Origin of the sequence: Paraburkholderia fungorum (assembly GCF_046026025.1) — a bacterium.
Lineage (GTDB): Bacteria > Pseudomonadota > Gammaproteobacteria > Burkholderiales > Burkholderiaceae > Paraburkholderia > Paraburkholderia fungorum_E.
In genome coordinates this window covers 144,654-157,418 of sequence record NZ_JAQQFL010000002.1, presented here as the reverse complement: position 1 = coordinate 157,418, position 12,765 = coordinate 144,654, and the positions used below count along the sequence as shown (strand labels likewise).

11 protein-coding genes are annotated in these 12,765 nt (G+C 61.3%); all 11 read left to right on the top strand.

Translation table 11 applies throughout. The features are described 5' to 3' along the window. Nucleotides 1-29: 29 nt before the first annotated feature. The 11 genes from PQR67_RS02845 (at nt 30) to PQR67_RS02795 (ending at nt 12,746) form a co-directional block, all read left to right on the top strand. On the top strand, nt 30-1,004 hold the full coding sequence (locus tag PQR67_RS02845; protein ID WP_408454164.1) for a helix-turn-helix domain-containing protein: 975 nt from the start codon (nt 30-32) through the stop codon (nt 1,002-1,004). Nucleotides 1,005-1,113: 109 nt separating this feature from the next. Next, on the top strand, nt 1,114-2,826 hold the full coding sequence (locus tag PQR67_RS02840; protein ID WP_408454162.1) for a thiamine pyrophosphate-dependent enzyme: 1,713 nt from the start codon (nt 1,114-1,116) through the stop codon (nt 2,824-2,826). 223 nt (nt 2,827-3,049) lie between these two features. Then, nucleotides 3,050-3,949, top strand: a complete 900-nt coding sequence (locus PQR67_RS02835; RefSeq protein ID WP_408454159.1) for a LysR family transcriptional regulator — start codon at nt 3,050-3,052, stop codon at nt 3,947-3,949. A gap of 131 nt (nt 3,950-4,080) precedes the next feature. Beyond that, entirely contained in the window at nt 4,081-4,767 is a 687-nt protein-coding gene (locus PQR67_RS02830; RefSeq protein WP_408454156.1) for a histidine phosphatase family protein, read from the top strand. A 179-nt stretch (nt 4,768-4,946) separates the two neighbouring features. Then, the gene (locus PQR67_RS02825; protein WP_408454154.1) at nt 4,947-5,963 is read left to right on the top strand and encodes a phosphotransferase; all 1,017 of its coding nucleotides are present in this window, start codon (nt 4,947-4,949) and stop codon (nt 5,961-5,963) included. A gap of 42 nt (nt 5,964-6,005) precedes the next feature. Continuing rightward, entirely contained in the window at nt 6,006-6,770 is a 765-nt protein-coding gene (locus PQR67_RS02820) for an SDR family oxidoreductase (RefSeq protein ID WP_408454151.1), read from the top strand. A 68-nt stretch (nt 6,771-6,838) separates the two neighbouring features. After that, nucleotides 6,839-8,083, top strand: coding sequence for an acyl-CoA dehydrogenase family protein (locus PQR67_RS02815; protein WP_408454148.1), 1,245 nt, complete (start codon nt 6,839-6,841; stop codon nt 8,081-8,083). A gap of 250 nt (nt 8,084-8,333) precedes the next feature. Further along, nucleotides 8,334-9,977, top strand: coding sequence for a fatty acid--CoA ligase (locus PQR67_RS02810; protein ID WP_408454146.1), 1,644 nt, complete (start codon nt 8,334-8,336; stop codon nt 9,975-9,977). 30 nt (nt 9,978-10,007) lie between these two features. Further along, entirely contained in the window at nt 10,008-10,487 is a 480-nt protein-coding gene (locus PQR67_RS02805; RefSeq protein ID WP_408454143.1) for a MaoC family dehydratase, read from the top strand. 47 nt (nt 10,488-10,534) lie between these two features. Continuing rightward, nucleotides 10,535-12,265, top strand: a complete 1,731-nt coding sequence (locus PQR67_RS02800; protein ID WP_408454141.1) for an alpha/beta fold hydrolase — start codon at nt 10,535-10,537, stop codon at nt 12,263-12,265. Between the two features lie 58 nt (nt 12,266-12,323). Next, nucleotides 12,324-12,746, top strand: coding sequence for a phasin family protein (locus PQR67_RS02795; RefSeq protein ID WP_408454138.1), 423 nt, complete (start codon nt 12,324-12,326; stop codon nt 12,744-12,746). Nucleotides 12,747-12,765 lie beyond the last annotated feature (19 nt).

The following is a 12,765-nucleotide window of genomic DNA, read 5'->3' as shown; positions in this document are numbered from 1 at the left end:
CATCGCCTGCATCGACAGGAGAGGCGTACATGATCACGAGGATATCGAATGTGGCGGGCGGCAACGAGGCGGCGGGGCTCGCCGCCGACCCTGGGGCTGTGACCGTCCATCCGGTCGTGCTGGTCGAGCAGGCCTGGCGTTGCCCGCCGCCATCGGCGGCCGGCAGCCTCGCCGGCGACCGGATCGCTGTAGCGCGCTGGGCTCGGGAGCCCGGCGACGGGCGGGACGTGTCGAGCCGCCGCGACGACCGTTTCTGTATTGTCGGTATCAATCTGACGCCGGCCACGGTGCACTTGCAGCACGGCGGCAACGTGATCTGGGACGGTCCCCTGATGCCGGGCGCGATCCAGATCACGGCACCCGGCGAAAGCGTCAGTGCGTCGTATTCGACCTCGTGCCGCGTCATGCATCTGTTCATCGAGCCGGATCTGCTGTCGAGGCGCTACGAGGAGGCCGAGGGCGCGCTGCGGGAGCCACTCGGGGCAATCGCAAATCCGCGCATTTTCAGCGACGTCGCGGTCGAGCGGCTCGCAACCGCGCTCGAGGAGGTCAATCCGCTCGCCGACGCATCAGGCAGGCTCTTCGCGGACAGCGTTTGCGACGCGATCGTCGCGCGTCTGCTCGCGCGGGCGGCCGAGCGCGCGCCGCGGGCCGAGCGGCAAGCAGCGCCGTTGCCGGCGTGGCGTCTGCGGCGCGCGCTCGATTTCATCGAAGCGAATCTCGCGCAGCCTGTCGGACTTGCCGATGTTGCCGCCAGCACGGGCCTGACCCGCATGCATTTTGCCGCGCAATTCCGCTCGACGACCGGCTATTCGCCGCACGCGTACCTGCTGCGGCGCAGGATCGAACACGCCCAGATGCTGTTGCGCTCGTCGACGCTCAGCGTGCTCGACGTCGCGCTCAGTTGTGGCTTTGGTTCGCATGCGCATTTCACGACGGTCTTCGGGCGGATGGTCGGCGAGTCACCCAACAGTTGGCGGACCCGCATGCTGCAAGGCAAGTGAATTGTCCCTTCGATGGGCGCAGCGTGACCGGCAGTGACGAACTCGGGGACTGCGCTTGTGCAACGGCGGCTGATTGTTTCATCCGGGAAGCACCTTCAGGAGAGCAGACGTGAGCAAGAAAGTTGCGGAAGTCATTGTGGACACGCTCGCCGCGGCGGGCGTCAAGCATTGCTACGGGATCGTGGGCGATACGCTGAATCTCATCGCCCACCATATCAACGAGAGCGACATCGAGTGGGTTCATGTGCGCCATGAGGAGGCAGGGGCGTTCGCTGCAGAAGCCGAAGCCATGTTGACCGGCAACCTCACGGCCGTGGCGGGAAGCTGCGGCCCCGGCAGCCTTCACTTCATTAACGGTCTGGTGGACGCGAACCGCAATCGGGCTCCGGTCATTCTGATCGCAACCCAGGTAGCGAGCGAGGAGCTCGGTTTTAACTTTCCGCAGGAGGTCGACTTCAAGGCGATCTACGGATCGTGCACCGTGTTCTGCGACATGATCATTACGCCGGAGCAGGCGCGCCGCAAAACGGTGATTGCCTGTCAGACCGCCATCGCAAAGGGCGGCGTCGCCGTGTTGATCGTTCCGGTCGACATCGCCCACGCCAATACGAGCGACGATGTTCCGTATTCGGTCCACACGAATGTGCCGGTGGTCCGGCCGAGTGACGCAGACCTCGACCGGGTCGCCGAGATCCTCAATGCCGGCGGCGACAAGATCGCGATCTATGGAGGGTCGGGATGCCGTGGCGCTCACGCGGAAATCCTGGCGGTTGCCGAGCGGCTCAAGGCGCCCATTGCGCACACGTCCCGCGCAAAAGACGCGTTGGAACACGACAACCCGTATAACGTCGGCATGACCGGCATTATCGGCAGCGAAGCGGGCTATCTGGCGGTGTCCGAATGCGAGACCTTGCTGTTGCTGGGCGCCGACTTCGCATGGCGGCAGTTCTACCCGGAGAAGGCCAAAATCGTCCAGATCGACATCGCACCGGATCATCTCGGCCGCCGGCATCCGGTTACGCTAGGGTTGGTGGGCGATATCAAGTCCACGATGGAGGCGTTGTTGCCGCGGCTTAAACCGCGTACGTCGACCGAGTTCCGCGACAAGCTCGTCGAACGGCATGTCAGCGCGATGGAAGCCCACCTCGCCAAAGCCGTTGCATCGAAACGCGGAACGATTCCGCCGATCTATCTGACCGAGCTGATCAACCGCCACGCGGCCAGCGATGCACTGTTCTGCGCCGACGACGGGACGCCCACCGTCTGGCTTTATCGGCACATCCAGACGAACGGAAAACGCCGGGTGTTTTCGAGTCTGCTTCACGGCACGATGGCGGCGGCACTGCCGATGTCGCTGGGGCTGCAAAAGTGCCAGCCTGGACGCCAGGTGATTTCCATGTCCGGCGACGGCGGTCTCGCCATGTTGTTCGGTGAGCTAATGACGGCCGTGCAGGAGAAGCTGCCCGTCAAGGTGGTCGTGTTCGACAACGGCAAGCTTGGATTTATCGACATCGAGCAGAAATCAGAAGGCATGCTCCCGCTCTATACAGGTCTGCAAAATCCGGACTTCGGCAAGGTCGCCGAGGCGATCGGATTATGGGGGCGCACGGTGGCGAAAGCCGATGAGCTGGAAGAGGCTGTGATGACCTGGTTGTACGTGCCCGGCCCCGCGCTGCTGAACGTCAAGGTCGACACGATGACGCTTGTGATGCCGCCGAAGATCGAGTGGGGGGCGGCGTACGGCATGGTCCTGTATTCGGCGAAGGCCATGCTGCAGGGGCAATCCGCCGACGTGTTCGCCATGATCCGCGAAAATTTATAGGACTCAGGCGGCAAGCGGGGTGGTCCCTGATGCGATCACCCCCTCGACGATCGCGCAAAAGCACGGGATAAGTGCGTGCGGAGTCTCTTCATGTCCCGGTTTGGCTGTCTTACCCTCGCGGGAGTAGACTCGCCAGGGTTGCTCCGTGAGACCGCGCCAAACCATGCGCGTGAGTCAATGGAGTGGGGAATGCGGGTCGAGTGGGGTCGGGGAAAAATCGAGAATGCGTCTGTCCAGGGTTGATCTGAATCTCTTCGTAGTCTTCGAAGCCGTCTACAGAACGCGAAACCTGACGCGCGCGGCGGAACTGCTGTTCATCACTCAGCCTGCTGTCAGCAATGCGCTGGCACGAATGCGCAAGGCATTCGACGACGCGCTTTTCGTCAGCACGTCGGCCGGCATGATGCCGACGCCCGTTTCGGAAAACATGATCGGCCAGATTCGCGAGGCGCTGCAACTGCTTGACTCGAGTACCCATGTCGGAGAGCGCTTCGATCCTGCCTCGTCTGAGCGTACCTTCCGCCTCAGCATGACAGACCTCACCGAAGCACTCCTTCTGCCCGCGCTGGAGGAGGTGTTGCAACAACTGGCGCCCGGCATCCGTATCGAAAGCTACTTCACCACGCGCAGAGAGGTGCCGGAGGCGCTAGCCAGCGGGGCGGTCAATCTCGCGATCGACGCGCCGCTGATTGACGATCCTTACCTCGAGCAGGAGCCGCTGGGCCGTGACCGTTATGCCTGCATGCTGCGCCACGATCATCCGTTCAAACGCAAGAAGCTGACGATCGACGATTACCTCAAATTCGGTCATATCCACGTATCGAGCCGCCCGCAGGGGTCGGGTCTCGTCGACGCGGAACTGAACAGGCTCGGCCTCAGGCGATCGATTCAGACGCGGGTTCAACACTATCTGGTCGCCCCCTTGATCGCGATGCGGACCGATCTTGTGCTGACGGCTCCGCTCGTGCTCCTGCAGCGGTATGACGCGCGGATCCTTGCGCTGCCGTTCGATCTTCCCGATCTTCAGTCTCATTGCTACTGGCATCGGAGCGTGACCGGGGACCCGGCTCACCGGTGGCTGCGCGAGCAGATTGCCCGGCTTATGCGGGAAATGAATCAGTAGCCGGGGGCGATGAGGGAGCAGGGACCTCCACGCCAGGTGTCACGAAAACTTATAGTCATCTATCACAACAATCAATTTCCTGAATGCTGCGGCGCTGGGTATTCTGCTAGCCATGTTGAAGCGAGGATGGCATGGCAGAACTCTATCTTGTACGGCATGGCCAGGCGTCATTCGGCGCTGAAAACTATGACGAGCTATCGCCTTGCGGCCGCACCCAATCGCGTTGGCTCGGCGAGTACTTCGCGCAGGCTAACTTGCGGTTCGATCGTGTTGTCATCGGCACGATGCAGCGGCATCGGCAAACCGCCGACGGAATCCTGGCCGCGATGGGTGGCCCGCAAGTCGAGGTCGCGCAAGACGCCGGTCTGAACGAATACGATTTCGAGGCGTTGTTCGCAGCCGTCGGCGAAGAGGGCTTGCCTTCGGGGTTGGTTGCAGACAGGTCGGCCACAAGTGCCAGAAAGGACTTCTACAAAGGGCTCAGACACGTGCTGCAGCTCTGGGCCGATGACCGCTTGCCGGGGCGTGTTCCAGAGACATGGCGCCAATTCCAGACGCGTGTGCAACGTGCGCTTACCGACATCCAGCGGGCTGGCGGTGGGCGCGTTCTGGTGGTGAGTTCGGGCGGTCCGATCGCGGTAACCGCTCAACAGGTTCTGCAGACGCCCGCGGCCACTGCGATTGCATTGAACCTGCAGATCCGGAACAGCAGCATTTGCCAATACGTCTTCAACCACGACGCGATGTCGCTGGTCAGCTTCAATTCAGTGCCTCATCTCGAACATGCCGGGAGGCGTGAATTTGTCACCTACGGTTGATATCCCCATCAAGATGAACCACCCCCACGCTCACTATCGTTCGCTGCCCCCCGAGGGGGCGGTTGTCCCCCTTGGGGCGGCCCGGCGGGAGACAAGATGAACCACCCCCACGCTCACTATCGTTCGCTGCCCCCCGAGGGGGCGGTTGTCCCCCTTGGGGCGGCCCGGCGGGAGACAACATGAACGCTCCGCTTCAATTCGACACTGAACACCTCGCACGTTATCTGACGGCGCACGTGCCCGGGTTTCATGGACCGTTGTCCGTCGAGAAATTTCCCGACGGACAGTCTAATCCGACGTTTCTTTTGAACGCGCAAAGCGGTCGCTATGTGCTGCGGCGCCAACCTCCCGGCGTGTTGCTCAAGTCCGCCCATGCCGTCGATCGCGAGTTTCGCGTGCTGTCGGCGCTGGGCCGGACTCCGGTCCCTGTCGCGCGCGCCTGGCATCTTTGCGAGGACCGTGACGTCATCGGCAGCCTGTTTTACGTGATGAGCTACGAAGACGGGCGAATCTTCTGGAATCCGGCGTTGCCGGAAGTGCCCGTCGAGGAACGCGGCGCGATCTACGACGCCTTGATCGGCACGATGGCGGCGCTCCACGACGTGGATATCGACGAAGCCGGCTTGTCGGACTACGGCCACCCGGGCAACTATTTCGCGCGTCAGATCGATATCTGGACCAAACAATATCGCGCCGCGCAAACCGATGTGCTGGAAGCGATGGAGTCGCTGATCGAATGGCTGCCGGCTCACTGCCCGGTGGAAACCGGCAAGCCTTCGCTTGTACACGGCGATTTTCGTATCGACAACCTCATTTTCATGCGCGATGCGCCGCAAGTTCGTGCCGTTCTCGACTGGGAGCTCTCCACGCTCGGCAATCCTCTGGCTGATCTCGCGTACTTCTGCATGTGTTTGCGGCTCCCGCCCGGCAGCCATATCGCCGGACTCGCAGGCCTGAATCGGGCGGTATTGGGCGTGCCGGACGAGGCGGCGATTGTCGAGCGGTATTGCGGGCTGCGGGCCATTGGGTCGATCGAGAACTGGAATTTCTACCTCGCGTTCTGCTTTTTCAGGCTTGCCGCTATCGCCCAGGGCGTGAAAAAACGTGCCCTGGGCGGTAACGCATCGAATGAAAAGGCGCGCCAGGTGGGCAACATGGCTGGGGCGCTTGCCAGAATGGGCACCGAGCTGATCTGAAGGCAGGCGCGGAACCAGAACATAGACATAGGAAAGCTGATCGTGACTACTAATTTATTTGATCTGAAAGAAAAAATAGCGCTGGTGACGGGTGCCAGCCGCGGAATCGGCGAAGAGATCGCCAGGCTGCTCGCCGAACAGGGCGCCCACGTGATCGTGTCGAGCCGCAAGCTGGCAGATTGCGAATCCGTCGCGCGCACGATCAGGGAAGCGGGTGGGAGCGCGGAAGCGCACGCGTGCCATGTGGGGCGTGTCGAGGACATTCTCGCGATCTTTCAGCACATTCGCGCACGGCATGGCCGTCTGGACATCCTCGTCAACAACGCGGCGACCAATCCGTACTTTGGTCACATTCTCGACACCGATCTGACGTCCTTCGAAAAGACGGTGGAAGTCAACCTGCGTGGTTACTTCTTCATGTCCGTGGAGGCGGGCAAGCTGATGCGCGAGCATGGCGGCGGTGCGATCGTCAACACGGCTTCGGTCAATGCCTTGCAGCCTGGCGACCGGCAGGGCATCTACTCGATCACCAAGGCCGCCATTGTCAACATGACGCGAGCATTCGCAAAGGAGTGCGGACCGTTGGGGATCCGGGTGAACGCGCTGCTCCCAGGATTGACCAAAACCCGCTTTGCAGGGGCATTGTTCGCCGATCAGGCTACGTACGAAAAGTGGTTGTCGCAGATTCCGCTGCGGCGTCACGCGGAACCTCGCGAGATGGCGGGTACGGTGCTTTATCTGGTGTCCGACGCCGCGAGTTATACCAATGGAGAGTGCGTCGTCGTCGACGGTGGACTGACGATCTAGTCAAGCGCTCGTCGCCTGGTACAGACCATTGCGCCGGCGACATCAATCACGATTCTGGAGAAGTAAAAATGGACTTTGCCTACAGCCCGAAGGTCGAAGCGCTGCGCACACAGGTGCGCGCGTTCATGGACACTCATATCGTTCCGCGCATCCGGCAATGGCACGACGAAGTGAGCGCGGGTCAATATCCGGTCTCCTTTATGGAGACGCTGAAAGAACAGGCGCGCGAAGAGGGGCTGTGGAACCTGTTCCTGCCGCATCTGCGTGACGACGAACCCGGCACCCGCCTGAGCAATCTCGAGTACGCGCCGCTCGCTGAAATCATGGGGCGGGTGTCGTGGGCGTCCGAAGTGTTCAACTGCAATGCGCCTGACACGGGCAATATGGAGCTGCTCCATATGTTTGCCACGCCCGCTCAGCGGGAAGCGTGGCTCAAGCCCCTTCTCGATGGCAAAATCCGCTCCGCGTTTGCGATGACGGAGCCGGCTGTGGCCTCGTCAGACGCGACCAATATCACGACCTCGATTCGCCGTGACGGGGACGACTATGTCATCGACGGCCGCAAGTGGTTCATCACGAACGCAGCCCACCCGAATTGCCAACTCTTCATCGTGATGGGCAAAACGGATCCGGACGCGCCGAGCCATAGTCAGCAGAGCATGATTCTCGTGCCGCGCGATACACCGGGCGTCAAAGTGGTTCGCAATATCACGGTGGTCAATCACGTCGCGCCGGAAGGACACTGCGAGATCGAATTCAAAGGTGTGCGCGTACCCCGGTCGAATCTTCTCGGCGAAGAGGGCAGCGGCTTCGCGCTCGCGCAGGCGCGTCTCGGGCCGGGACGGATTCACCACTGCATGCGCTCGATCGGCGCCGCGGAACTGGCGCTCGAGTTGATGGTGGAGCGGGCCCAGGCACGCGTGGCATTCGGAAAGACGCTGTTTGAGCATGGCACGGTCGCCGAATGGATCGCGAAGTCACGCATCGAAATCGATCAGGCGAGGCTCTTTGTTCTCAAGGCCGCGTGGATGATCGACAACGTCGGTGCGAAGGAGGCGCGCAAGGAGATCTCGATGATCAAGGCGCTCGTGCCGGGTGTTCACACCGCCGTCTGCGAGCGGGCGATGCAGGTGTTTGGCGCGATGGGGTTGAGCCCCGACACGCCTTTGGCCGATAGCTGGACGTGGGGCCGTGCATTGCGCTTCGCCGATGGCCCGGACGAGGTTCATCTGCAGAGCATTGCACGCATGGAACTCAAGGCGCACCGCTATGAGCCGGGTAAGGGGAATCCCTACCTGGCGGCGCCGATCTAACGCATAGCAGCAGTTTCACCGCTTTAACTCCCCGCCTGACTGGGCCGCGTTTCCTCCGACGATTCGCGGCCGCCTCATCTCTCCCCCTTTCGTGTCCGCAGCGCTCCCCCATTCAGGGGGTATTTCGCACGCCCCGACGCTTGCATGATTATCCCAACGCGTTTATCGCAGCAGGCCGAGAAAAACAACCCGATCAGCATTCGCCTGCAATCCACGCTTGCCATTCAATTTGGGACTGAAGGAGATACAGATGCAGGACGAAGTCACGACGTCAGGGTCCGCCGCCTACGCTTATCCGTTGCTGATCAAGCAACTGTTGCTTACACCGTTCGTTCAGGCACAGGACGAGGAGATCGTCTACCGCGATCAGTTCCGCATGACCTATGCGACGTTGCGTGAGCGTATCGCGCGCCTCGCCAACGGTTTGAACCAGCTTGGCGTGCGGCACGGCAGCACCGTCGGGGTGATGGATTGGGACAGCCACCGCTATCTCGAGAGTTATTTCGCTGTGCCGATGATGGGCGCTGTGTTGCAGACCGTGAATGTGCGCTTGTCCCCGGCTGAAATCGCCTACACGATCAATCACGCGGGCGCTGAAGTCCTGCTGGTTCACACGGATTTTCTGCCGGTCGTCGAAACGATCAGGGACAAACTGGAAACCGTGCATACCTTCATCTGGATCGACGAGCCAGGCTGCGAAGTTGCTGCACACAGCATTCCATTCTCGACCGAATACGAGGCGATGCTGTCGGCGAGCAGCACGAGCTACGTGTTTCCCGACTTTGACGAGAACACGCGTGCAACGACCTTCTACACCACCGGCACGACCGGTCTGCCCAAGGGCGTCTACTTCACGCACCGGCAACTGGTTTTGCACACCATCACGCTGATGGCGGCACTGGCGAGCCCCGTCTCGGGACAGCGTTTCCATCGTGGCGACGTGTATATGCCGCTTACCCCGATGTTTCATGTCCACGCGTGGGGCATGCCGTATATCGCCACGGTTCTGGGTGTGAAGCAGGTTTATCCCGGTCGCTATTTGCCGGACCGGCTTGCACGGCTCGTGCGCGAAGAAGGCGTCACGTTCTCGCATTGCGTCGGCACGATCCTGCACATGCTGCTCTCGTGCGAGGAGGGGAAGGCGACGGACATGAGCAAGTGGAAGATCATCATCGGCGGCGGCGCGTTGCCGCAAGGTCTCGCCAAGGCGGCGCTGGAGCGGGGCATCGATGTGTTCGTCGGTTACGGCATGTCGGAAACCTGCCCCGTGCTCAGTCTCGCACAACTGCCGCCCGGTGCCGAAAAACTCAGCGCCGACGAGCAACTCAGCCTGCGCTGCAAGACAGGCCGACCCGTTCCTCTGGTCGATCTGCGGGTCGTCGACGACACCATGGTGGAGCTCGCCCACGACGGCAAAGCCACCGGCGAGATCGTCGCGCGGGCACCCTGGCTCACGCAGGGCTATCTGAACAATCCCGAAGCTTCCCGGCAACTTTGGGCCGGCGGCTATCTGCATACGCAAGACATTGCCAGTATCGATCCGACGGGCAACGTCCAAATCACCGACCGTCTCAAGGACGTGATCAAGTCCGGCGGCGAGTGGGTTTCATCGCTCGAGGTGGAAAACCTGATCTCGCGATACGAGGGCGTGTCCGAAGTGGCCGTCATCGGGATCAAGGATGAGAAATGGGGCGAGCGGCCGGTGGCGCTGGTCGTGCTCAAGGAGGGCGCGGCCGTCACGGAGGACGACATCAAGCAACACGTCCTGTCGTTCAGCACGTCCGGAAAGATATCGAAGTACGCGGTGCCGCAGATGGTGAAGTTCGTCGACGCGATCGCGAAGACGAGTGTCGGCAAGACCAACAAGAAGTGGCTGCGCGAGCAGTTCGCCTGATTGGCCGGCCAATTTCCGGGAGTGCAAGCGATGAGTATGAACAATGACAGCGTGGCGAATTACAGCGTTGCCACTATCGGCGACTTCGTGGGGCGCGAGCTGGGCGTGTCGGACTGGGTGCTGGTCGATCAGGCGCGGATCAATGCGTTCGCCGAGTGTACCGGCGACAGGCAATGGATTCACGTCGACGAGGAGCGGGCAAAACGAGAGAGTCCGTTCGGCGGCACGATCGCACACGGCTATCTGACCCTGTCCTTGTTAGGAGGCCTCGCGATCGAGATCGGCATCGTTCCGGGAGACGCGTCCGCCGGCCTCAACTACGGTCTGGACAAAGTGCGCTTCATGACACCGGTTAAGGCGGGCGCGCGCGTGCGTTGCCGTATGACGCTCGTGTCGGCGGAGAGCAAGGGCGGTGGCCGCATTCTTATCAAGGTCATGAACGAGCTGCAGATCGATGGCGAGGATAAGCCGGCATTGATTGCGGAAACGCTCGCAATGCTGGTCGCGTGATCCATAACGATTGACGAAGTGGAAGATATTCCTGAAGGAGCAGCAACATGGCGGTGACCACAGAAAGCCCGCAACAAAGCCCGCAGCAGAACTCGCAACCCGGTGACAAGGCCGACGATCTCGCGGCGTCGGCGGCGGAAGGCATGCTGGGCCCGAATCCCTTTGTCGGGCTGCGGCCGTGCGACATCGTCGCCACCGCGCAGCAAATCGGCGCGCAGGCATGGCGGCAACCGGGTCTTGTCATGGAGCAGGAAGTGGCTTTCGTTCGCGAGCTTCTGGGGCTTTTCCCGGGTAGCGCGCAAGCTACCCCGCCCAAGGGCGACAAACGTTTCGCCGACGCGGCATGGCAGAACAATTCGTTGTATCGCATGACGCTGCAAGGCTACCTCGCCTGGCGCGATGCGCTGGCTGGTTTCGTCGAGCGCTCCGCTCTGGATCCGGTGAACAAGGAGCGCGCGCGGTTCGTGATGTCGCTCCTGACTGACGCGGCGTCGCCGACCAACACGCTGCTGGGCAATCCCGCCGCGCTCAAGAAAGTCATCGATACGGGTGGTGCGAGTCTGCTCGACGGTTGCAATAACATCGTGACGGACCTGCTCAAGAATCACGGCATGCCCGCGCAAGTCAACAAGGCGGCTTTCGAACTCGGCAAGAATCTCGGTACATCCACAGGCGCAGTGGTGTTTCGCAATGAAGTACTGGAACTGATCCAGTACGCACCGACAACGCAGCAGGTTTATAGCCGGCCGCAACTGATCGTGCCGCCCCAGATCAACAAGTTCTACATCTTCGATCTCTCCGAAGGCAAGAGCATCGTTGACTATCTGGTCAGGAGCGAGCTCCAGGTTTTTGTCGTCAGCTGGCGCAATCCGACTGCGGCGCAAAGCCACTGGGACCTGGACACGTACGTCCGCGCGCTCGTGGAAGCCATTGCGGCGGTGCGCGAGATCACCGGCTGCGACGATGTCAACCTGCATGGCGCGTGCTCCGGTGCGATGACCATCTCGGCCTTGCTTGGACATCTCGCGAGCCGGGGTGATACGACGGTCAATGCCACTACCTTGATGGTCGCCGTACTCGACAATATTAACGACTCGCAACTCGGTCTCTTTGCAACGCCCGAGGCGATTGCGGCGGCCAAGCAGCACAGCATTTCACGCGGAGTGCTGGCGGGCGAGGAAATGGGACGAGTCTTCGCGTGGATGAGGCCCAACGATCTGGTATGGAACTACTGGGTCAACAATTACCTGCTCGGCAATGCACCGCCTGCCTTCGACGTCCTTTACTGGAACAACGATACGACCCGGCTTCCGGCGAAGCTGCATGGGCAGTTGCTCGACATTTTCACGCAGAACCTGTTCAGCAAGCCTGGCGCGCTGACGGTGCTGGGCACGCCGATCGACCTGTCCCAGGTCAAGTGCGACAAGTATGTGGTGGCGGGCATGACGGATCACATTACGCCGTGGAAGGGCGTGTACAACACCGCCACGACGTTTGGTGGCAGTACCCGTTTCGTCCTGAGTTCGAGCGGTCATATCCAGAGCCTGATCAACCCTCCGGGCAATCCGAAGGCGAAGTACTACCTCAACCCCGAGTTGCCCACGAGTGCCGATGCGTGGCTTGCCAGTGCAAAGGCAGAAACGGATTCGTGGTGGGGCAACTGGAGAGACTGGCTGGTCGCCCGTTCCGGCGACAAGCGTGCAGCGCCGGCGGCGCTCGGCAGTGAAGGGCACCCGCCCGGTGTGAAAGCACCCGGGGCCTATGTTTCGGAAGCCTAAGCGGCATGGTTGCCGAATAGCGAAACCGATTTTTTGTAATTACCTTAACGGAGTCATCATGGCAGCAACTCAACCCAGCAATATCTTTGGCGAATATACGAAGCTCATTACCCAGTTCAAACTACCGGGCGTCGACGTATCCGCCATCCTCGAATCGCGCCGCAAGGACATTGAAGCGCTCGCCGAAGCGAATATGACTGCGCTCGCCGGGGTGCAGCAACTCGGTCAGAAGCAGATGGATATCGCGCGCTCGACGATGACGGAACTGCAATCGCTCGTGACGCGTTTGAGGACCCCGGGCGGCGAGTCGCCCGCGGCTACGGGAGAAGGGGTTCAAAAGGCGTTGCAAAAAGCCTTCGTGGACATGCAGGAACTCGCGGACGCGGCATACCGGGCACAAACCGACAGTATCGCTGTCGTCACGAAGCGCTTTGCGGAGCATGTCGAGGAGCTGAAAGCGCTCGTGCAGCCGAAGAAGTAACGGGCTGGTGCGAGCCGCC